The organism is Acidovorax sp. FG48, assembly GCF_057809085.1.
Genome location: NZ_JBMDJH010000021.1, coordinates 36,631 through 57,973, shown reverse-complemented (window position 1 = coordinate 57,973; position 21,343 = coordinate 36,631). Strand labels below are relative to the sequence as shown.

Genomic DNA, 21,343 nt, shown 5'->3' with positions numbered 1-21,343 from the left:
CGCACGCCCCAGCCGCCCCACCCGGGCGCCCTGGACGGGCGCTGCACTGCAGTCAACCCTCCGCTGACAGAAAGAAAGGTATTCCTATGCAGATTGGCTTTGTCGGACTGGGCGTCATGGGCCTTCCCATGGCGCTGAACCTGGCGCGCGCCGGCACCCCGCTGTGGGTTTGGAACCGGTCGCCCGAGAAATGCGAGCTTCTGCGCGCCGCTGGCGCGCAAGTGGGCGCAACGCCCGCCGAGGTCTGCGCGCAGGCGCAGGTCATCATCCTCATGCTGGCCAACGAACCGGCCATGGATGAGGCACTGCAGCGCGGCACGCCGGGTTTTGCCACCCAGGTGCGAGACCGCACCATCGTGCACATGGGCACCACCTCACCCGAATATTCCAAGGCGCTGGAGCAGGACATCCTTGCCGCCGGCGGGCGCTATGTCGAGGCGCCTGTTTCGGGCTCGCGCAAGCCGGCGGAGGCCGGACAGCTCGTGGGCATGCTGGCGGGCGACCCGGCCAGCGTGCAGGCGGTGCAGCCCTTGCTGGCGCCCATGTGCCGCACTACCTTTGTGTGCGGATCGGTGCCGTCGGCATTGCTGATGAAGCTGTCGGTGAACCTTTTTCTCATCACCATGGTGACTGGACTGTGCGAAGCCGCGCACTTTGCCGACCGCAATGGTCTGGACATGGAGCTGTTCCGCTCCGTGCTCGATGCAGGGCCCATGGCCAGCAGCGTGTCGCAGGTGAAGCTGGCCAAGCTGGTGGCGCGCGACTTCGAGGTGCAGGCCGCCATCCACGATGTGCTCAAGAACAACCAGCTCGTGGCCCACGCGGCACGCAATGCACGGTTGGCATCGCCGCTGCTGGATGCGTGCCACGCACTGTTCGCGCAGACCGCCGACATGGGCCTGGGGCAGGAGGACATGGTGGCGGTGGTCAGAGCGCTGGAGGCGCGTACCGAGGCGCTGTAGCGGAGCACTTCGCCCACAGCACGCTGCGATATGCGTGCCGGTGTGCCGACCCGGCCCTTTGGCTGGCGCAAAGGTTGGGCATTCCACAATGCCGCCATGTTGTACGAGATGAGGAGGAGTTCCGTGGCGTCAAGATGGATAGGGTGGTGTGCGGTGTTGTCGGGAGTTTTGTTGGCGGGCTGCGCCAGCGGCCCGACGCATCCCACACTGGCAGGAGCCCAGCTGCCCGAATTGATCCCCGTGCGCGACTTCGTCGCCAGCCGCCAGTCCACCGGCGGCTACCGCGTGTCGCCCGATGGAAAGCGCATTGCCTGGTTTGGCACCGACGGCGTGGTACCTGCGATCTGGGTGCAGTCCATCGATGGGGGCGACGCCAAGGCGTTTCGCATCCGTGCGCGTGCCATCCGCTTCAGTGCCGACAGCCGCTGGCTCGGCATCACAGCCGACCCCACGGGCGATGAAAACACCCGAATCTATGCGGGCGCGGTCGAGGGCCCCGGTACCGACTTGCGCGAGCTGATGCCAGCACTGCGTTCGGTGGCGCATTTTGCGGAGGCGGTGGATGCCTCGTCCGACTTCATCGTCACCTCCAACCAGCGCGATAAAAAGGTATTCGACCTGTACCGCGTGAACCCTGCAGGCGGCCCGCCGGTGCTGCTGGCCACCAACCCCGGCAACGTGAACTGGTGGGGGGTGGACACCACGGGCCAGTTGCGCGCCCGGGCGCGCCTCGCGGGCGAGCAGGTGCTGCTGGAGCGGCCCGGCGCCGCGCCGGGCAGTTGGGTGACGGTGGCAGAGCGCAGCCGGTGGGACACGCTGAACATCTTTGGCCTGCACGATGAGGGGCGCAAGGCCTGGGCCTTGTCGAACCGGGGGCGCGACAAGCTGGCGCTGGTGCGGCTGGACCTGACCACGGGCGCCGAGGAAGAGTGGTTTGCCTCGCCCGATGTGGACCTGGACAACGTGACACTCAGCCGTCGCACCCGCGAGCCGCTGCTGACGCATTTCATGCCGGGCTATCCCGCGCGCAAGGTGTTCGACCCTGCGCTCGATGCCCGGCTGTCTGCGCTGGCCGGCGACAAGCCTGCAGAGGTGCTGGTGACCAGCCTGGACCAGACCGACAAGGTGCTCACGGTGGCGGTGGCCACCGACCGGGGCACGCGCAGCTACCTGCTGCGCGATGGGCACGAGCCCCGCTTTCTGGGCGAGAACCGCCTGAGCCTGATTGCCAAGGACCTGGCCCCCACCGCGCCCATCACCTACACCGCGCGCGATGGTCTCACCATCCACGGCTACCTCACGCTGCCCGTGGGGGCAGCGCCGCAGCGGCTGCCCACCGTGCTGCTGGTACATGGCGGCCCGTGGGCACGTGACCGCTGGGGCGATGGCGCCACCAGCCGTGCCATGCAGCAGTTTCTGGCCAACCGGGGCTATGCGGTGTTGCAGGTCAACTACCGGGGCTCCAGCGGCTATGGCCGCAACCACATGGAAAAAGCCCGGGGCGAGTTCGCAGGCCGCATGCACGACGACCTGGTGGACGGCGTGCGCTGGGCGGTGGAACGCGGCGTGGCCGACCCGCAGCGCGTGGCGATCTACGGTGCCAGCTACGGCGGCTATTCAGCCCTGGTGGGCGCCACCTTCACGCCCGAGGTGTTTGCCTGCGCGGTGGATGTGGTGGGCGTGACGGACATCGCGCGCCTGCTGGAGGCTGCCCCGCCGTACTGGGAGCTGGGCCTGCCTTGGTGGCACCGCTATGTGGGCAACCCGGCCGTGCCGGAAGACCGTGCGCGCATGGACGCGAAGTCGCCCCTCTACCGGGCTGAGCATGCGCAAAAGCCCATCCTCATCATGCACGGCGTGAACGACCCGCGCGTGAAGCTGGAGCAGTCTGAGTGGATGGTGGCGGCCCTGCGCAAGGCGGGCAAAGAGGTGGACTACGTCACCTTCAAAGGGGACGGCCACGGCAACCAGCGCTGGCCCAACAACCTCACCATGTACCGCAAGACCGAGGACTTCCTCGCCCAATGCCTGGGTGGGCGGACCAGTGGTTTTGACTACTACCAGCTGGGCGCGTGGGCGTTCTGATGGGGCAGGCCGTCACTTGGTTGCTTGCCCGTTGGGAGCAGCGCGGCTGCGGGGTTGCCACCGCACTGGTCTTGGCCGCCGCGTGTGGTGCGGCAGGCGCCCAGCCCGTTGCACCAGCGGGCGCGGCCTCGGCTGCTGTAGAGGGTGCCGCCCCTGCGGCTCCGGTCTACACCCGTGCGCGGCTGGTGTCTGTGGAGTTGGATGCGGGCAGCAATGCCACGCATGTGCGGCTCAAGCTGCTGCCCCGCGCCAAGCTGCCGTTCACCACACAGACCTTCCGGGTGGCCAACCCTGCCTTGCTGCACAGCATTCCGCAGGGGGCCTGGGTCCAGTTCACTGCCCGGCACATCGACGGCGAAAACACGCTCACGTCCATCCGCGTTACGGCGGAGTGCAAGAGGTTGGAGCCATGTGACTGACTGCCCGGCAGGGCAAGGGCCACTGCAGCTTGCGCTGCATCAAGGAGAGATTGCGACGGCGACCACTGCGATACAGATATTGATAGAATGAGAATCACTATTATTTGTATCGAGGCCAGTCACCATGAAAACCATGGACGATGGCGCTGCGGCGCGGTTGCATCTTCCTACGCAGCAGAACCTGTCCTTGCGGCTGGACCAGTTGCCGCGCCGCGCCTTGGGCCGGGTCACGGGCTTGTTGCCCGCGCAGGACGCGCAAGAGCACAGCATGCTGCTGCGCTTGCTGGAGATCGGCTTTCTGCCCGGTGAAACCGTGCAGGTGGTCGCGCGCGGCGGCTGGGGCGGCGACCCCATCGCGGTGCGGGTAGGGCAGGCCACGTTTGCGCTGCGTCGCCAGGAGGCCTCGATGGTGCAGGTGCAGCCGCTGGATGATGCCGCCCTGACTGCCAAGGAGCTGGCATGAACGCCCAGGCCACTGTGCAGCCCACCGCAACCGATGCGCCCCTGCGCATCGCGCTGCTGGGCAACCCCAATTGCGGCAAGACCGCGCTGTTCAACCTGCTCACCGGCGCGCGCCAGAAGGTGGCCAACTACGCGGGCGTGACGGTGGAGCGCAAGGAAGGCCTGCTGCAGACCGCCGCCGGCCGCCGCGTGCGCGTGCTGGACCTGCCGGGCGCCTACAGCCTGCATGCACACAGCGTGGACGAGGCCATCACCCGCGACATCGTGCGCGGGCGCCGCGCGGGCGAGCCGGTACCTGATGTGCTGGTGTGCGTGACGGATGCCACCCACCTGCGCCTGAACCTGCGTCTGGTGCTGGAGGCGCGCGCCCTGGGCCTGCCCATGGTGCTGGTGCTCAACATGATGGATGTGGCCGAGCGCCAGGGCATTGCCATCGACCGCGAGGCGCTGTCGCGCGAGCTGGGCATGCCCGTGCTGGCCACCGTGGGCGTGCGCGGCAACGGCGCCCAGGAGCTGGTGCAGTGGCTGGATGGTGCCAACCTGCAGCAGCTGCAGCGCCCCGTGGTGGCGCCGGATGCGGCGGCGCGCCTGGACGCGAGCGATCTGGAGGCGCAAAACGACGTCATCCGCACCCACCAGGAGGTGCGGCGCATTCTGGACCAGGCCGTGCGCGTGCCGGTGGTCAGCCTGCGCACGGACGACCGCATCGATGCGGTGGTGCTGCACCCGGTGTGGGGCCTGTTGATCCTGGCGGCCACGTTGTTCCTGATGTTCCAGGCGGTGTTCAGCTGGGCCGAGCTGCCCAAGTCGTGGATCGAAGAGGGCGTGGGCTGGCTGGCAGCCCTGGTCAACGCCCACATGGCGGACGGCCCCTTGCGCAGCCTGCTGACCGACGGGGTGCTGGCGGGCGCGGGCGGGGTGCTGGTGTTTTTGCCGCAAATCCTGTTTCTGTTCCTGTTCATCCTGGCGCTGGAGGACTCGGGCTACCTGCCGCGCGCGGCGTTCTTGCTAGACCGCGTGATGGGCACGGTAGGCCTGTCGGGCCGCTCGTTCATTCCGCTGCTGTCGAGTTTTGCCTGCGCCGTGCCAGGCGTGATGGCTACGCGCTCCATCACCCACTGGCGCGACCGGCTGGTGACCATCATGATCGCCCCGCTCATGACCTGCTCGGCGCGTCTGCCGGTGTATGCGTTGCTGATTGCGGCCTTCATTCCAGAGCGCACGGTGGCGGGGGTGTTCAACCTGCAGGGCGTGGTGCTGTTTGCGCTGTATGTGGCGGGCATCGTCAGCGCCATGGCCGTGGCCGCAGTGGCCAAGCTGGCGCGCAGCGACACGCGCGCCACGCCGCTGATGATGGAGCTGCCCGCGTACCGCTGGCCCAGCGTGCGGGGCCTGGCTTATGGGCTGTACGAGCGGGCGGTGATTTTCATCAAGCGGGTGGGCGGCATTATCCTGGCCGTCACCGTGTTGTTGTGGTTCCTGTCCACCTACCCCGGCGCGCCAGAAGGCGCCACGCAGCCCGCTATCACTTACAGCCTGGCCGGCCAGCTGGGTCGCCTGCTAGAGGTCATCGTCGCGCCGATTGGCTTCAACTGGCAGATCGCCATTGCGCTGGTGCCCGGCATGGCGGCGCGCGAGGTGGCGGTGAGCGCACTTGGCACGGTGTACGCGCTGTCTGCCACGGGTGACGAGGTGGCCAGCCAGCTGGGATCGCTGATCGCGGGCTCGTGGTCGCTGGCTACCGCGCTGTCGCTGATGGCCTGGTATGTGTTTGCGCCCCAGTGCATCTCCACCATCGCCGCCGTGCGGCGTGAGACCAACGGCTGGCGCTACCCGCTGCTCATGGTGGGGTACCTGTTTGCCATGGCGTATGCCGCCAGCTTTGTGACCTACCGCGTGGCCTTGGCACTGGGCGGGGGCTGAGGAGAAACGTTGTGATGGCCCAACAATTCATCGTTGGTCTGATCGTGCTCGCTGCGGCGCTCTATGTGCTCTGGCGGTACCTGCCCGGGCGCTGGCGCCAGGGGTTGGGCAAGGTCCACCCGGGGCTGGTCCAGTCGCCGGGCTGTGGCGCGAGCGACGGTGGGTGCAGCAGCTGCGGCAGTTGCGCGGCGCCATCCGATACAGGTGCTGAAAAGCCCGTGGCCATGCCTGTTCGTCGTGGATCTGCTTCTCAGTGATTGCTATCTTTTGTATAGCTGCTAGCGCATGATTCACTAGCGCTGCAGGCCGTTTTGGCTCCAATTAACTACTGGTACAGCTGGCCCTGGCCCAGCGCGCTCAGCGCCTGTTGCAGGTTGGCGCGCGCCTGGGCCTCGTAGCGCTGCGCAAAGTAGTCCGTGCCGTAGATGTGCGGGCGGTCCAGAAACCCTCGCAGCACCGCACTGCGCCCCGCCACATAACGCGGCCAGCGCACAAATAAGTATTCACGCCGCACGTTGCGTTCGAACTGGCGGTACACCGCGGCGTTCTGGCCCAGGATGGCAAGGTCGATATCCACCACCCACAGCGCATCGCCGGTGAGCGGGCCCGGGGTGTGGCGGGTGTCCATCACATGCTTGTGCACGGTATCGGCCAGTGCGGTGGGCTGCCCTTGGCTCAGCAGAAACTGGCGCGCCCAGTCGGCGCTGCGCTCTTCGTTGTGTCCGCTCCACGGCCAGTAGATGGCGTCGTGGTACCACAGGGCGAGGGCCACAGCATGGGGGTTGCGGAGCGCGCCGGGTTGGTGGCCCTGCAGCGCCTGCAGGTGCCGCAGGCAGGCCCGAAGGTGGGTGGTGTCGTGGTAGGCGCGGGGCCAGCGGGCCCAGCTGCGCAGCAGGCGCCGGCCCTCGGCGCGCCAGGCGGGTGTATCGCGCCCCAGCGCTTGGCCCAGGGCCTGCCAGTGCACCAGCAATTCGGCGCTGTGGGCGGGCTGGCGGCGCCAGGGCATGGGGCTGTCAGGCCAGTTTGCCCAGCAGCAGGTACTCCATCAGTGCCTTCTGCAGGTGCATGGTGTTATGGCTACGGCCCGCAGCCTACGGCTGCTTCACGTCCGCTGCGCGGACATGAGCCTGCGCCGAAACAGGTTGCTGGCGCTGGCGCGCCACCGCATTGCATTTCATGCAATACGGCCGAGCAGAAGGTACTCCATGAGTGCCTTCTGCACGTGCATCCTGTTTTCCGCTTCGTCCCACACCACCGACTGCGGCCCGTCGATCACGTCGGCCTCGACCTCTTCGCCCCGGTGGGCAGGCAGGCAGTGCATGAAGAGGGCGTCGGGTTGGGCCGCAGCCATCATTTCGGTGTCCACGCACCAGTCGGCAAAGGCCTTCTTGCGCGCTTCGTTCTCGGCTTCGTAGCCCATGCTGGTCCACACATCGGTGGTGACCAGGTCGGCGCCCCGGCAGGCTTCCATGGGGTTGCTAAAGAATTGATAGCTGTCAGCGCTGATTCCATGGGCGCCAGCGGCCAATTTCTCGTCCACTTCGTAGCCGCGTGGCGTGCTCACATGCACCTTGAAGCCCAGCAGCGACGCCGCCTGCAGCCAGGTGTTGGCCATGTTGTTGCCATCGCCCACCCAGGCCACCGTCTTGCCTTGGATGGAGCCCCGATGCTCGATAAAGGTGAAGATGTCCGCCAGGATCTGGCAGGGGTGGTACTCGTTGGTCAGGCCGTTGATCACGGGCACGCGCGAGTTGGCGGCAAAACGCTCGATCTTGCTTTGCTCGTAGGTGCGGATCATCACCAGGTCGGTCATGCGGCTGATGACCTTGGCGCTGTCCTCGATGGGCTCGGCGCGGCCCAGCTGGCTGTCGCCCGTGGTCAGGTGCACCACACTGCCGCCGAGCTGGTACATGCCCGCCTCAAAGCTCACACGCGTGCGGGTGCTGGCCTTCTCAAAGATCATGGCCAGCGTGCGGTCCACCAGCGGGTGGTGCTTTTCGTAGGCCTTGAACTTCTTCTTGATGAGCGCGGCGCGCTCGAACAGGTAGGCGTACTCGTCGGCGGTGAGGTCGGTGAACTGCAGGTAATGTTTCAGCGTCGTCATGGCAGTGGGGCTATTCTTCATTCAGCCAGGATGGCTTTGACCAGCGGGGTCAGCTTGGCGACGATTTCGTCGGCTTCGGCGGTGGTGAGGATCAGCGGCGGCACCAGGCGGATCACGCTGTCGGCCGTGACCGACAGTAAGAGGCCTGCCTCGGCAGCGCGGCCGATCAGGGCGCCGCAGGGCTTGTTCAGCTCGATGCCCAGCATCAGGCCCTGGCCCCGGATCTCCTTCACACCGGGCAGGCCGCCCAGCTCGCGCTGCAGTGCCGCCCTGAGGTGCTCACCCACCGTGGTGGCATTTTGCAGCAGGCCGTCTTCTTCCATGATGCGAATGGTTTCGACCCCGGCGCGCATGGCCAGCGGGTTGCCGCCAAAGGTGGTGCCGTGGTTGCCGGGCTGCAGCACGTTGGCGGCTTTGGGGCCCGCCACCACCGCGCCAATCGGCACACCTGAGCCCAGGCCTTTGGCCAGCGGCATCACGTCGGGCACGATGCCGGCCCACTGGTGGGCAAACCACTTGCCGGTGCGGCCCATGCCGCACTGCACTTCGTCGATCATCATCAGCCAGCCGCGCTCATCGCACAGCTTGCGCAACTGCTGCAGGTATTCCACGCGCATGGGGTTGATGCCGCCTTCGCCCTGGATGGTCTCGAAGAACACGGCCACCACGTTGGGGTTGCCTTCGGTGGCCTTCTTGATGGCTTCGATGTCGTTGAGCGGCACGCGGATGAAGCCCTCGACCAGCGGGCCGAAGCCGCTGTAGATCTTGGGGTTGCCGGTGGCCGACATGGTGGCAATCGAGCGGCCGTGGAAGGCCTTTTCGTACACCACAATCTCGGGCTTGGCGATGCCCTTGTCCACGCCGAACTTGCGTGCAATCTTCAGGGCCGCCTCATTGGCCTCCAGGCCCGAGTTGCAGAAGAACACGTTCTGCATGCCCGACAGTTCCACCAGCTTGGTGGCCAGTTGCTCCTGCAGGGGCGAGTGGTAGTAGTTGGAGGTGTGGATCAGCTTGGTGATCTGGTCCTGCAGCGCGGGCACTAGCTTGGCGTGGTTGTGGCCCAGCGTGTTCACGGCAATGCCGCCCAGGCCATCCAGGTATTCCTTGCCGTTCACGTCCCACACGCGGCTGCCTTGTCCACGGGCCAGCGCGATCGGTACGCGGCCATAGGTGTTCATCACGTGGGGCGAAGCTGCCTCAATGAAAGCGGTCATGCGGAAATCTCCAGACGGTGCAGTGGCGAAAAAACGAGTCACGATTCTAGGGGGAGCAGGGCGACGGTCTGTTGACGATTGCGCATCACTGCAATGCACCTTGCTAGCCGACTTTGGCCCGCTTGGTGGAGCCTGGCATAGGGATTAGAGGGGTAGCTCTTATATAAGAGTTAGAATGTCGCGCTGCGGTGCAGCATGCAGTGATCCTGCGTCTGAACCCTCACTACCACTCCAATCCCCGATGGTTTCCCCCTCCTCCAAAGAAGTCTTCATCCAGGGCATCACCCACGACGGGAAAACCTTTCGTCCCAGCGACTGGGCCGAGCGGCTGGCCGGGGTAATGAGCAGCTTTCGACCCGGTGGAGCCCGGCCGGGCAGCCACTTGAGCTATTCGCCCTGGTGCATTCCCACCACGCTCAATGGCGTGAAATGTGTGGTGGTGCACCGCGACCTGCAGGGGCACGAACCCATGGCCTGGGACTTCGTGATCAATTTCGCCCGCGACAACAACCTGCAGGTGGCCGAGGCCTGCCTGCTGCCCGACGTTCCCCCGCTTCCGAAGCGCTGAGCGCGTGTGGACCGGAGCGCCGACGGTAGTTAGCGCGGTCCTGGCACCCCTCAATAGCGCACGATGAGCGCAACGATGCCAAGGAACGCGGCCACCGCTGGTTCCATCCCGGGCAAGTCGATCACAAGCTCCCGTTTGAAGGTGATGGCCGACCTTTCCCGGATGCACCCCAGCGGTTGTCCGGTGGACAGGCGGGTGACGGGGAAGTTCTTTGTGAGCCAGCCGGCGGACGTTCCGACCTCGATGTCATCTGGCTGCGTCATCACGATGCGCGGCAGGCGCTGACCAGCGCTTTGGCCCAGAACGTCTGCCTGGGCGTGGATGGATTCGTCGGTGGTTTCGAGCGTATAGCGGATATCGCTGACGTACCCCCGACTCAGGTAGCAATGCCGCACCCTCCAGGACTGGCCGTGCAAGGTCATCTGAATGTCGCCCTTGACGGCATCTTCGGCGCTGAAGACGCGCAACCGGGCATTTTTGGCCTGCGCAAACCACGCATAGTGGAATCCACCCACCACCAGGCTCTCGGCGCCATCCAGAAACTCGTAGGCAAAACCATCCAACGCTGACTTCTGACGCAGGAGCATGGGGCCTCGTGGAGTGGGGAGTATTGCCTGGCAATGTAGCCGGTTGCCGTGAGGAAGTGCGCCCCCAACGAAAAAACCGCCCGAAGGCGGTTTGTTCGTTTTTTGCTGGCAGCGCACCCGTTACAAACGGCGAACGGCAGGTGCCGTTCGGGCTGTTTGCCTGCCGGGGCAGGCGATGAATTGATTAAGCGGCTGCGGGTGCCAGGGCTTTCACCTTGGCAGACAGACGGCTCTTGTCGCGAGCAGCCTTGTTCTTGTGGAAGATGCCCTTGTCAGCCACGGTGTCCACCACGGCTTGCATCTTGGCGAACAGTTCGGTCGCCTTGGTCTTGTCGCCAGCCAGAACAGCCTTTTCGACGTTCTTGACAGCGGTGCGGTATTTGGAACGCAGCGAGGTGTTTGCAGCGTTGATCTTGACGTCCTGACGGACGCGCTTGCGGCCCGACGCCAGGCGCGGGTTCTTCTTCTTGGGTTTTGCGGATGCCATTGTTTAGTTCCTTGGGTCTGTGGATGATGCCAGCAAAGCCCGCGATTATAGCCCAGAGCCTTTCGTTGCGCCACTGCGACAACGCTTCACACCCACCTCACCCACTTCCTGCACGCCTCACACGCACCGTTCACAGTGGGTGATCCACTTCCTCATGAAGGATCATCCCTTGAAGCTTCTGCCGCCTCATGGGGCCGCCCGGCCCGCTGCCAGTGCGTGCCTGCAAGCGCATACACTCCCGCCGGTGTCACTGTTCAAAGCCGCCTCCACCGTTTCCCTGTTGACCCTCGTCTCCCGCATCACGGGGCTGGTGCGCGAGTTGCTCATGGCCTCCGTCTTCGGGGTCAGTGCCATGACGGACGCTTTCAATGTGGCGTTCCGCATTCCCAACCTGTTCCGTCGCGTGCTGGGCGAGGGCGCCTTCAGCCAGGCCTTTGTGCCGGTGCTGGCTGCCACCCGTGCCGAGGAGGGCGACGACGGCGCCAAGGCGCTGATCGACCATGTGGGCACCTTGCTCGCCTGGACGCTGGTGCTGCTGTGCATCGCCGGTGTGCTGGGCGCGCCCTGGATGGTGTGGGCCATGGCCAGCGGCATGAAGCAGTCTCCCCAGGGTTTTGATGCCGCCGTCACGATGACGCGCTGGATGTTCCCCTACATCGGCTTCATGTCGCTGGTGGCGCTGGCGGGGGGCATTCTCAATACCTGGAAGAAGTTTGCGGTGCCCGCCGCGTCGCCGGTGCTGCTCAACATTGCCCTTATCCTGTCCATCACGCTGGGCGCTCCCTTGTTTGCACGCCACGGCATTGAGCCCATCTATGCCCAGGCAGCGGGCGTGATGCTGGGCGGCCTGCTGCAACTGGGCATTCAGGTGCCTGCGCTGCTGCGCCTGGGACTGCTGCCGCGTATTGGCGTGCGCTGGGCGGCCATCCGTGCGGCCTGGGCCGACCCCACCACCCGCAAGGTGGCGCGCCTGATGCTGCCCGCCTTGCTGGGGGTGAGCGTGGCGCAGGTCTCGCTGCTCATCAATACGCAGATTGCCTCGCACCTGGCCACCGGCAGCGTGAGCTGGATCACCTATGCCGATCGCCTGATGGAGCTGCCCACCGCGCTGCTGGGTGTGGCGTTGGGCGTGGTGCTGATGCCGCAGCTGGCCAGTTCCCGAGCCAAGCACGACGACGAACGCTATTCGGCCATGCTCGACTGGGGACTTCGGCTGGTGGTGGTGCTGTCGGTGCCCTGCATGGTGGCGCTGCTGGTGTTTGCCAAGCCGCTGGTGGCGGTGCTGTACCACTATGGCGCCTTTGCCGACCGGGATGTGCAGCAGACCACGCTGGCCCTGGCGGGCTACGGGGTGGGCATTGTGGGCATTGTGGCCATCAAGGTGCTGGCGCCGGGCTACTTTGCCAAGCACGACATGCGCACCCCCATGCTGATTGCGGTGGCGGTGCTGGTGTTCACGCAGATGATGAACCTGGTGCTGGTGCCCTATTTGCAACATGCCGCGCTGACGCTGTCCATCGGCGTGGGGGCGGTCATCAATGCCACCTGGCTGCTGGTGGGTCTTCTGCGGCGTGGCAGCTACCGGCCGCTGCCTGGCTGGGGGCGGTTTGCCCTGCAGGTGGTGGCGGCCAGCGCGTTGCTGGCCGTGCTGCTGGCGTGGGGTGCGCAGCATTTCGACTGGGTGGAAATGAAAGCGCAGCGCCTTCAGCGCATCGGCCTGCTGGCCGCGATGATGGTGGCCGCTGCGGTGCTGTACTTTGGCGCCCTGTGGGCCGCCGGGCTGAAGCTGCGCCAGCTGCTGCGCCGCTGACCGGCAGCTGCCCGTTTGGCCTCCGAAATACCCTGCAAAGCCCGTGCTTCTGTGGCTTGACGCCATGGCAGCGGCCCCGTACAAAGCTGCCATGTCCCTGAGCCTTTCCGTGCCCACCTCGCTGGAGTACTTTGCATCGCTGGTGCAAAGCGACGACCACTTTCCCTTGCTCGAAGCGGCCGCCAGCCTTGCGCAGGATGAGTACCCCGAGTTCGACGTGCAGCAATTGCTGGGCGATGTGGACCAGCTGCAGGCCCGCATCAAGCGCCGCTTGCCTGCCGATGCACCCGCGCTGCAGCGGCTGCGCACGCTCAACCAGTTCTTTTTTGCCGATCTGGGCTTTGGCGGCAACATCAACAACTACTACGACCCCGAGAACAGCTACCTGAATGCCGTGCTGCGCACGCGCCGGGGCATTCCCATCAGCCTGGCCGTGCTGTGGATGGAACTGGCCCAGGGGCTGGGCCTGCACGCGCGGGGCATTGCGTTCCCGGGGCACTTCATGGTCAAGGTGCTGCTGCCCAAGGGCCAGGTGGTGCTGGACCCGATTTCGGGTCAGTCCCTGAGCCGCGAGGAACTGGCCGAGCGGCTGGAGCCCTACAAGCGCCGCAACGGCCTGGTGGACGACTACGATGTGCCGCTGGGCCTGTACCTGCAAGCCGCCACGCCGCGCGACATCATTGCGCGCATGCTGCGCAACCTCAAGGAAGTGCACCGCACCCAGCAGGACTGGCAGCGGCTGATTGCCGTGCTGGACCGGCTGATCGTGTTGTTGCCCGAGGCCTGGGGCGAGCGGCGCGACCGGGGCCTCGCGCATGCCGAGCGCGGCAACACGGCCGAGGCCGTGGCTGACCTGGAGGCCTATCTGGCCCACAGTGAAGACGGGCTTGACCTGGACCTTATCGCCGACCGGCTGAGCGCGCTGCGCAACGCCAACGGGTGAACCCCGGCGGCCGACTCCCCAGACAGTTTTAGAACGGCGTGCTGTCTGCAGGCAGCGCCGCCTGCAGTTGCGCTACCTGGCGGCGCAGCTCGGTGTTCTCCGCCGTCAGCTCTGCCACACGCTGGCGAAGGGCGTGCAACTCGTCGGTGTTCCCTTCGGCACCGGCGGCTGTCTCAGCATGGGCTTTGTCGTCTGATGGCGCCTCCTCGCGTGGCTTGCGCTTGTTGAGTTCGCGCACCCGCTTCGCTGCCTGCTTGAGTTCGTCCTTACCGGCCACTGCGGCTGCCACCTGTTCCTCGGCGGGCAGAGTAGCCACAGCGGCTGCGGCGTTGATGGAGATGGTGCCGGACTTGACGGCGGCCACCAGCTCGGGCGCGGCCTGTTTCTGGATTTTTTCGATCATTACCACCTGGCTGCTGCTCAGCCGCGCGGCCTTGGCAATGGCCTCGCGGCTGTTCAACGGGTCGGGGGCGGGCAGGGCGGCTGCGGCCTCGGGCACATCAGCCGCGGGGGGGGCTTCGGCGGTCTCCGTGGCGGTGGCTGCGCGCGCCTTGCGCTCGGCCATGATCTCGCGCTTGCGCAGGGCCAGAACGCCGCGCTGAAAGTCGGACACGCTGCGGCGGCCCAGGTGCTGGTCGATCATCCACAGGTGCACGTCCTCCATCGACTGAAAGCGCGGGTTCTGCACGGTCTGGAAGGGCAGGCCATGCTTTTGGCAGATGCCATAGCGGTTGTGCCCGTCCACCAGCACATCGCCCCACAGCACCAGGGCGTCGCGGCAGCCTTCGGTGAGGATGCTGCGTTCCAGCGCGTCGTGTTCGTCGGGGGTCAGGGGTTCGATATAGGCTTTGAGTTCTTCGTTGACGACGATGTTCATGGTGGCAGGCGGTCCGGGGAGCTGGGCAAGGGGCGGCATTGTAGTGGGGCTTGCCACCGGGCATGTCGTGCATCGAACCTGCCGAACAGCCCCGCCTACTGATCGCGCGTGCCCCGCAGGGCCAGCCAGCCCGCCACTGCCGTGAAGGCCGCCACCACGGCCACGATGATCCAGAACCCGTGGCCGTTGTCCGCCAGCGGCACACCGCCCACATTCATGCCAAACAGGCCGGCCAGGATGTTGATGGGCAGGGCCAGCACAGTCACCACCGTCAGCACAAACAGGCTGCGGCTGTTGGCCTCCTGCACGCTGGCCGCAATTTCTTCTTGCAGCAGCTTGATGCGCTCCTGCAGGCCCTGCATGTCGCGCAGCACCACAGAGAACTCTTCGGTCGAATCGCGCAGCTCCTGCGCATCGTCGGCGCCCATCCAGGCCGGTGGGTGCTGCAGCAGGCGGAACAGCGCCGCAGGCTCGGGGGCCAGCAGCCGCTGCAGCCGCACCAGCAGGCGCCGCAGCACGCCCAGCCGTGCGCGCTTGTGGTCCAGGCGGCCGGCCAGCAGCGCGTCTTCCACATCGTCGATGCGCTGGGTCACACCCCGCACGATGTCCACGAGGCCTGATGCCTGCGTGCGCATCAGTTCGGCCAACAGCGCCACGCTGGAGCACGGAGCATTGCCGCTGCGCACCGTGGTGCGCAGCGCATCCACCGACCGCAGCGGTCGTGTGCGGCCCGTCACCATCAGGTGGGGCGCCACGCTGGTCCACAGCGTGGCGATGTCCGAGGGCTCGAACGCAAAATCAAAGTGGGCGTCGTTGAGCACCGCGATCAGCGTGTCATCGTCGCGTTCGATGCGCGTGGACACCGAGCGGTCCTTGAGCGCATCAAAAAAAGCTTCCGGCAGATGGGCATGCCGCTCCATCCAGCGCACTGCCTGCGCGTGGCTCAGGTTGAAGTGCAGCCACAGAAACTGATCCGCTGGCGCAGCACCGGCCTGCAGACTCGCCAGCCACTGCGCGGCCTGGGCCGAATCCACTTCCTGGGGTGGGGTATCGGTGCCCAGCAGATAGCCGCAGATCAGCCCGGCGGCGTCTGCGCCGTAGTTCTGGCTGGCACTGGCGGGGAAAGGGTTGGACAAAGGCGGGGAGTGGTCTGCGGGCGGCACGGCCTCGCATGCTGGCCTGTGGTTGTGACAGCGTTGTGACGGATCACGCCAGTGTCACGGCGCTGTCACCGCAGCGGTCCACCATCGCGCATCTGTTTTGCACTACCGCCGGATGGTTGCTCATGTTCCACAACAACGCCCTCGACACACAGGAGCTGATGCAACGCATCGCCAACGACCTCATTGACAGCTACGACGAAGAGATTGAGCTGGAGATCGAAGACCGCGAGGTCGATGACATCGGCGCCCCCAGCCCCGGCGACAAGCTGGCGCGCCAGCAATATTTCAAGGACCTGTTTCGCCTGCAAGGCGAGCTCGTGAAGCTGCAGGACTGGGTACAGCACAGCCGCCAGAAGGTGGTGATCCTGTTCGAGGGGCGCGATGCCGCAGGCAAGGGTGGCGTGATCAAGCGCATCACGCAGCGCCTGAACCCCCGCGTGGCCCGTGTGGCCGCGCTGCCCGCACCCAACGACCGCGAGCGCACGCAGTGGTACTTTCAGCGCTATGTGGCGCACCTGCCTGCGGCGGGCGAGATGGTACTGTTTGACCGCAGCTGGTACAACCGCGCGGGCGTTGAGCGGGTAATGGGCTTTTGCACCGACGACGAATACGAGGAGTTCTTCCGCACCGTGCCCGAGTTTGAAAAGATGCTGGTGCGTTCGGGCATCAGGCTCGTCAAATACTGGTTCTCCATCACCGACGAAGAGCAGCACCTGCGCTTTCTGGGCCGCATCCACGACCCGCTCAAGCAGTGGAAGCTCAGCCCCATGGACCTGGAAAGCCGCGTGCGCTGGGAGGCCTACACCAAGGCCAAGGAGACCATGCTGGAGCGCGCCCACATCCCTGAGGCACCCTGGTGGGTGGTGCAGGCGGTGGACAAGAAAAAGGCGCGCCTGAACTGCATTGCGCACCTGCTGTCGCAGCTGCCTTACCGGGAGGTGCCGCACCCGCCCGTGGTGCTGCCCGACCGCGTGCGCAACCCCGAATACCTGCGCCAGCCCGTGCCGGCCAGCATGTACGTGCCAGAGATCTATTGAGATGGAGGCACCTGGCGGGCTGCGGGGTGGGGGCGCGGTTATCTGTCCTTCAGCAGGCCAATGGTGGCGATCACGTCCCGCACCTTGAAGGGCTTGATCAGCACCCGCCGCACCTGCAAGGCCTTCATCTTCACGGCGGTGGACGCATCCACCTGCGTGGTGGTCACCGCCACCGGCACATCGGCGCTGACAGCCAGGGCGTCGTTGCGCACCTGCTCCAGCAGGGCGACAGCCTCTTGCTCCTGCTCGTCCAGCGAGACGATCACGCCCGCATAGCTCTCATGGCTCAGCCGCTGCTGGGCTATGCGCACGCTGTTCACCTGCCGCACCACGGGGAGGTTCAGCTGGCGGGCCGTGGCCACGATGATGCTGCCGGTCAGCGAACTGGGTTCGACCAGCAGAATGTCCTGGGGGCTGCGGTCGCTCATGGGGCTGGGGCTCCCTGTTCGCGCCGCACAAGCTCTTCCACCGCCAGATCGCGCAGCGAGCCCAGGATGGCCAGATCGATGTCGTCCAGGGTGCGTGGTTTGTTATCGATCAGGCACAGCGTGCCCACGTTCTGCCCGCCCGGCAGCTTGAGCGGAGCGCCGGCATAGAACTGAATGTGGGGCTCGCCCGTCACCAGCGGGTTGTCGATGAAGCGCTCGTCCTGGTTCACATCGGGCACCACCATGATGTCGTCCTGCAGGATGGCGTGGCCGCAGAACGAGATGCCCCGCGAGGTCTCGCATTGGTTCATGCCCAACCGTGATTTGAACCACTGGCGGTCGTCGTCGATGAGTGACAGCAAAACTGTGGGTACATCGAACTCCTGCGCGGCAAAGGCCGTGAGGCGGTCAAACCGCTCCTCGGGGGGCGTGTCCAGAATCAGCAACTCGCGCAGGGCCTGCAGGCGGTCGGGCTCGTTGGCGGGGCGGGGTGGTTCTTGCATGGTGGCGACCCGGCGGGTGGTGCGGCGAAGGACTTGATTATCGGCGGGTGCTGGGTCGCGTGCATCGCGCGGCACCACGCCGGGCGGGCCCCTCAGTGGCTGCGCGCACTGCCTTGTGATGGCGTGCCGCCACGTCCGAACTGGTGCCAGGCCCGGCGCAGCTGCGTGTCGGAGCTGAAGCCTGCCATCAGCGCGGCCTGCGTCACGTTCTGGCCCGAGCGCAGTGCGGCCTCGGCCGTGGCCAGGCGGATGCGGCGCAGGTACTGCAGCGGGGCAATGCCCGCATGCTCCAGAAACAGCCGTGTCAGATGGCGTGGCGAGGTGTGCGCCACCTCGGCCATCTGCGGCACGCTCCAGTCGGCCTGGGGTTGTTGTCCCACGGCGTCCTGCACGCGGTGCAGGGCCGGGTGCAGGTGGTTGCGGTGGTGCAGAAAGGGCGAAAACTCCGGGTCGTTGGGCCCACGGCGCAGCGCCACCACCATGGCCTGCGCCACCTGGGCTGCCAGCGCGGGGCCGCAAGTGTCGGAGATGCGGTACAGCAGCAGGTCGATGCCCGTGGTCACGCCCGCACTGCTGTACACCGCACCATCGGCCACAAATACGCGGTTGGCAACCACGTCGCAGCGCGGGTCCACGGCGGCCAGCTCGTCCAGGTGCTGGTGGTGCGTGGTGGCGCGGCGCCCCGTCAGCAGGCCGGCGTGGGCGGCCAGCACCGAGCCCGCGCACACGGTGATCAGCTCCAGTTGCCCCGCCACGGGGCGCAGCCCGCGCAGCCAGTGCAGCAGCGCGCGGGCCTCGTCACCGTCCACTGCGATGTGTTGTCCCGCCAAACCCACCAGCACCACCCAGGCGGGGCTGGGCAGGGTGGCGGGCAGTGGCTCCAGCTGGGTCAGCACGGCGCCGACCGACGAGACAGACTCGGGCGTGGGGCTCACAAAGTGCTGCACAAACCGCTCAGGCTGGCCTTGCTTGGCCAAGGTCTGGTTGGCAATGCGCAGCGCCTCGGCCGGGCCGGCCCAGTCCAGCACCAGGCTGCCCGGCAGCAGGGCGAAATAGACGTGGATGGGGGAGGGGACCGGGTTCTGCATTGATGGCGTTGAGTGGCTAAAAGCGTTTCATGGCTGAGGGTTCCAGGGCGTGTCCATCTGGCGGGCCGTGCGCTCGGACAGCGCCGCGCCCAGCAGCCGGGTGACCAGATGCAGGCTCATGTCGATGCCCGCGCTGATGCCTGCGGACGTGACCAGTGCGCCACGGTCCACCCAGCGCAGATTCTCCAACACGTCGAGCGCGGGGTACTGCGTGCGCAGGTCGGCAATGTCCTCCCAGTGCGTGGTCGCCGGGCCTTCGGTCAGCACCCCGGCTGCGGCCAGGATGAAGGCCCCCGTGCACACCGAGGCCGTGATCTGCGCGGCCCCAGCCGCCTGGGCCACCCAGGCGCGGATGGCGGGGCAGGCGGCAGCGGCATCCACCACGCCGCCGGGCACGATCAGCACATCGGGTGCGGCGGCGCTGGCAAAGTCCGCATCGGGCAACACGCGCAGGCCCGCGCGGGCGCGCACCGGGTCCAGGCTGCGGGCTACACACTGCACCACGAACGGTGCGACGGCCTCCGGGTGTTGCCGCTGGTGCATGCGGCTGGCGGTGGTGAAGACCTCATAGGGCCCGCCCAGGTCCAGGGCCTCCACGTCATCGAACACCAGGATGGCGACCTGCAACGATTGAGCGCTCATGCGGCCGCCCGGTCCAGCGCCTGCTGCACGGTGCACAGCGTGGCAAAGCGGCCCTGCAGCACAGTGGCGGTGCGGATCTTGATGTCGGCGGCTGACAGCACCTGGCCGTCGGGCTGCACCATGTCCCAGGTCAGGGTGGCGTCGATCACGTAGTCCACGTCCCAGCCCAGGTCGGACGCGTGGCGCGTGGTGGTTTCGCAGCACTGTTCGGTGCGGATGCCGCTGATGATGAGGCGCTGAATGCCATGGCGCGTGAGCCACACATCCAGCCCCGTGCCCACCAGCGCGCTGTGGCGCGACTTGGTGAAGGTGGCCGCCGCCTCGAAAGGCGCCAGGCCATCGAGCGCACGCACCTGGCCGGAGGCCTGCGAGAACGGGTTCTCGGCCACTTCGGGGCCGTCGCTGTGGAACACGCGCAGCACCGGGATGCCCTGGGCGACGCAACCGGCGATCAGCGCGTTCTGCGCCTGCAGGTAGGCGGGCAGGTCGCGTTCGGTGAAGAAGGGGCGGTGGCGGAAGGATTCCTGGGCATCAATCACTATCAGACAGGTTTTCATGGAAGGCCCGCGGAGGCAGTGGTTGGGATGCGCTTATCTTCCGTGCGCAGCGAGCCGACGTCCGAACCGCCGAGGACAGGATTCGATCAATTTCAGCCATTAGCATTCTGCTGGCGAAGTGGCCTGGCTGTCGCCGCTTGCCGGGTGGGGTGGCCTGGGTTGCCGCTGGAGGGTGGTTTGAAGAAAAAGCAGCCTCAAGCGCTAGTGAATCATGCCCTGATAGCTATAAAAAACGTAGCAATTCGCCAGGCATGGCAAGAAGCTGTTAAGGTGACTAGGGTTTTCCCTGTGTTTTAAACATCGCCCGCACGCCCTCCTGCCTATGCCCCGCCGCTCCCGCCTGTTTTCCCTGTCGTCCCTGGCACGGGCCTACCAGCGCAATCTCAAGGCCTTTGCACGTGCGGCAGGGACGGCCAGCAAGCCTGTGCGGGCCAAGGCGGTGTCAAAGCTGCGCGCTGCACCGCGCAAAAGTGCGGTGGCCCCCGTGCCGTCCACCGGCCGTACGCCGCGCGCGGCCACCAAGCCGGTGCCGCTGCAGGGTGAGTGGATCTCTGGCGTGGCCCCGGGCCCGGCAGGGGCGCGGCGGTTCCATGCGTATGTGCCCAGCGGGCTGGGCCTGCGCCCGGACGAAAAGCTGCCGCTGCTGGTCATGCTGCACGGCTGCGGCCAGACGGGGCGGGACATTGCCGCGGTGTCGCGCATGAACCGGCTGGCAGCGCGCCATCGGTTTGTGGTGCTGTACCCCGAGCAGGAGCGCGTGGCCAACGCCCAGGGCTGCTGGAACTGGTTTGAGCGCCGCAACGGCCGTGCCGAGGCTGAAGCCGCCACGCTGCTGGCCGCCGTGGACAAGGTGGCGCGCCGCCTGCCGGTGGACCTGGCGCGGGTGGCGGTGGCCGGGCTGTCGGCGGGCGCCAGCATGGCGGTGCTGATGGCGGCGCTGTTCCCTGACAGGTTCTGCGCCGTGGCCATGCATTCGGGCGTGGCGCCCGGCACGGCCGAATCGGCCGCCACCGCCCTGGCGGCCATGCATGGTCGCCGTGAAGCCCATCTGCCCGACCTCCCTGCGTCTACCGCTGCAGCCTCCCCGGCGCTGCCCGTCGGCGCCCCTGCGGCCTTGCCTCCGCTGCTGATCGTGCATGGCGATGCCGATGGCGTGGTGTCGGTGCGCAACGCTGCAGCCACCGCGCAGCTGTGGGCCGGTGCGCTGGGCGCGCGGGCGGGGGCTGTGCGTACCTTGCAGCGCGGCCAGCGCTACCCCATGCGGGTGACCGAGTTCAAGGCCCGGGGCCGCACCGTGGTGGCGCTGCGCGAGGTGGTCGGGCTGGCGCATGCCTGGAGTGGCGGCGCTGCCCAGCGGCCCTACAGCGACCCGGCCGGGCCCGATGCGTCAGCGCTCATCTGGGCCTTTGTGGCCCGGCAATTCGGAAAATAAGCAAGAAAATGGCCGCAAGCGCTAGTGCGTATTGCGCTGGCTGCTATCAAAA

22 protein-coding genes are annotated in these 21,343 nt (G+C 66.6%); 10 read left to right on the top strand and 12 right to left on the bottom strand.

Annotated elements, in window-relative coordinates; translation table 11 throughout:
• Nucleotides 1–86 precede the first annotated feature (86 nt).
• The 5 genes from ACODSU_RS21620 to feoB all read left to right on the top strand — a co-directional run bounded on the left by ACODSU_RS21620 (nt 87) and on the right by feoB (nt 5,851).
• Nucleotides 87–962: an NAD(P)-dependent oxidoreductase gene (locus ACODSU_RS21620; protein ID WP_488844693.1), complete on the top strand. Its 876-nt coding sequence runs from the start codon at nt 87–89 to the stop codon at nt 960–962.
• Between the two features lie 240 nt (nt 963–1,202).
• Entirely contained in the window at nt 1,203–3,047 is a 1,845-nt protein-coding gene (locus ACODSU_RS21615) for a S9 family peptidase (protein WP_488844691.1), read from the top strand.
• A 20-nt stretch (nt 3,048–3,067) separates the two neighbouring features.
• Nucleotides 3,068–3,466, top strand: a complete 399-nt coding sequence (locus ACODSU_RS21610) for a hypothetical protein (RefSeq protein ID WP_488844689.1) — start codon at nt 3,068–3,070, stop codon at nt 3,464–3,466.
• Nucleotides 3,467–3,599: 133 nt separating this feature from the next.
• On the top strand, nt 3,600–3,929 hold the full coding sequence (locus ACODSU_RS21605) for a FeoA family protein (RefSeq protein WP_488844719.1): 330 nt from the start codon (nt 3,600–3,602) through the stop codon (nt 3,927–3,929).
• Nucleotides 3,926–5,851: a ferrous iron transporter B gene (feoB, locus tag ACODSU_RS21600; protein ID WP_488844687.1), complete on the top strand. Its 1,926-nt coding sequence runs from the start codon at nt 3,926–3,928 to the stop codon at nt 5,849–5,851. Before ACODSU_RS21605 ends, feoB begins: the two co-directional genes overlap by 4 nt.
• Before the next feature lie 325 nt (nt 5,852–6,176).
• Here feoB and ACODSU_RS21595 read toward each other — a convergent pair whose 3' ends face one another.
• From ACODSU_RS21595 to ACODSU_RS21585, 3 genes are all read right to left on the bottom strand, one after another.
• Nucleotides 6,177–6,857: an HD domain-containing protein gene (locus ACODSU_RS21595; RefSeq protein ID WP_488844685.1), complete on the bottom strand. Its 681-nt coding sequence runs from the start codon at nt 6,855–6,857 to the stop codon at nt 6,177–6,179.
• Between the two features lie 168 nt (nt 6,858–7,025).
• Nucleotides 7,026–7,955: an ornithine carbamoyltransferase gene (argF, locus tag ACODSU_RS21590; protein WP_488844683.1), complete on the bottom strand. Its 930-nt coding sequence runs from the start codon at nt 7,953–7,955 to the stop codon at nt 7,026–7,028.
• 17 nt (nt 7,956–7,972) lie between these two features.
• Entirely contained in the window at nt 7,973–9,169 is a 1,197-nt protein-coding gene (locus tag ACODSU_RS21585) for an aspartate aminotransferase family protein (protein WP_488844681.1), read from the bottom strand.
• 241 nt (nt 9,170–9,410) lie between these two features.
• On the opposite strand from ACODSU_RS21585, the gene ACODSU_RS21580 reads away from it, so the two are divergent.
• Entirely contained in the window at nt 9,411–9,737 is a 327-nt protein-coding gene (locus ACODSU_RS21580) for a DUF3579 domain-containing protein (protein WP_110960043.1), read from the top strand.
• Nucleotides 9,738–9,787: 50 nt separating this feature from the next.
• Here ACODSU_RS21580 and ACODSU_RS21575 read toward each other — a convergent pair whose 3' ends face one another.
• Nucleotides 9,788–10,324: a hypothetical protein gene (locus ACODSU_RS21575; protein ID WP_488844679.1), complete on the bottom strand. Its 537-nt coding sequence runs from the start codon at nt 10,322–10,324 to the stop codon at nt 9,788–9,790.
• Between the two features lie 184 nt (nt 10,325–10,508).
• The gene (rpsT, locus tag ACODSU_RS21570; protein ID WP_015015385.1) at nt 10,509–10,811 is read right to left on the bottom strand and encodes a 30S ribosomal protein S20; all 303 of its coding nucleotides are present in this window, start codon (nt 10,809–10,811) and stop codon (nt 10,509–10,511) included.
• Nucleotides 10,812–11,055: 244 nt separating this feature from the next.
• Here rpsT and murJ point away from each other — a divergent pair, with 244 nt between their 5' ends.
• Both murJ and ACODSU_RS21560 read left to right on the top strand, forming a co-directional pair.
• Nucleotides 11,056–12,621, top strand: a complete 1,566-nt coding sequence (gene murJ / locus ACODSU_RS21565) for a murein biosynthesis integral membrane protein MurJ (RefSeq protein ID WP_488844677.1) — start codon at nt 11,056–11,058, stop codon at nt 12,619–12,621.
• Between the two features lie 91 nt (nt 12,622–12,712).
• Nucleotides 12,713–13,564, top strand: coding sequence for a SirB1 family protein (locus tag ACODSU_RS21560; protein ID WP_015015383.1), 852 nt, complete (start codon nt 12,713–12,715; stop codon nt 13,562–13,564).
• 28 nt (nt 13,565–13,592) lie between these two features.
• Here ACODSU_RS21560 and ACODSU_RS21555 read toward each other — a convergent pair whose 3' ends face one another.
• Both ACODSU_RS21555 and ACODSU_RS21550 read right to left on the bottom strand, forming a co-directional pair.
• On the bottom strand, nt 13,593–14,441 hold the full coding sequence (locus tag ACODSU_RS21555; protein WP_488844675.1) for a plasmid replication/partition related protein: 849 nt from the start codon (nt 14,439–14,441) through the stop codon (nt 13,593–13,595).
• A 95-nt stretch (nt 14,442–14,536) separates the two neighbouring features.
• Entirely contained in the window at nt 14,537–15,577 is a 1,041-nt protein-coding gene (locus ACODSU_RS21550; protein ID WP_209818618.1) for a transporter, read from the bottom strand.
• A 149-nt stretch (nt 15,578–15,726) separates the two neighbouring features.
• Between ACODSU_RS21550 and ppk2 the strand changes: the two genes are divergently transcribed.
• Nucleotides 15,727–16,641 carry a polyphosphate kinase 2 gene (ppk2, locus tag ACODSU_RS21545; protein WP_488844673.1) on the top strand — a complete coding sequence of 305 codons (915 nt, stop codon included), beginning with the start codon at nt 15,727–15,729 and terminating at the stop codon, nt 16,639–16,641.
• Between the two features lie 38 nt (nt 16,642–16,679).
• On the opposite strand, the gene ACODSU_RS21540 is transcribed toward ppk2, so the two are convergent.
• The 5 genes from ACODSU_RS21540 to ACODSU_RS21520 form a co-directional block, all read right to left on the bottom strand.
• Entirely contained in the window at nt 16,680–17,069 is a 390-nt protein-coding gene (locus tag ACODSU_RS21540) for a histidine kinase (protein WP_488844671.1), read from the bottom strand.
• Nucleotides 17,066–17,572 (bottom strand): GAF domain-containing protein, encoded by a 507-nt coding sequence (locus ACODSU_RS21535; protein ID WP_488844669.1) that lies wholly within the window; start codon nt 17,570–17,572, stop codon nt 17,066–17,068. Before ACODSU_RS21535 ends, ACODSU_RS21540 begins: the two co-directional genes overlap by 4 nt.
• 92 nt (nt 17,573–17,664) lie before the next feature.
• Nucleotides 17,665–18,660: a GlxA family transcriptional regulator gene (locus tag ACODSU_RS21530; protein ID WP_488844667.1), complete on the bottom strand. Its 996-nt coding sequence runs from the start codon at nt 18,658–18,660 to the stop codon at nt 17,665–17,667.
• 27 nt (nt 18,661–18,687) lie between these two features.
• Nucleotides 18,688–19,302 carry a DJ-1/PfpI family protein gene (locus ACODSU_RS21525; protein ID WP_110960037.1) on the bottom strand — a complete coding sequence of 205 codons (615 nt, stop codon included), beginning with the start codon at nt 19,300–19,302 and terminating at the stop codon, nt 18,688–18,690.
• Nucleotides 19,299–19,859 (bottom strand): isochorismatase family protein, encoded by a 561-nt coding sequence (locus ACODSU_RS21520; protein ID WP_488844665.1) that lies wholly within the window; start codon nt 19,857–19,859, stop codon nt 19,299–19,301. The genes ACODSU_RS21525 and ACODSU_RS21520 overlap by 4 nt, the downstream gene beginning before the upstream one ends.
• A gap of 322 nt (nt 19,860–20,181) precedes the next feature.
• On the opposite strand from ACODSU_RS21520, the gene ACODSU_RS21515 reads away from it, so the two are divergent.
• The gene (locus ACODSU_RS21515) at nt 20,182–21,291 is read left to right on the top strand and encodes an extracellular catalytic domain type 1 short-chain-length polyhydroxyalkanoate depolymerase (RefSeq protein WP_488844663.1); all 1,110 of its coding nucleotides are present in this window, start codon (nt 20,182–20,184) and stop codon (nt 21,289–21,291) included.
• Nucleotides 21,292–21,343 lie beyond the last annotated feature (52 nt).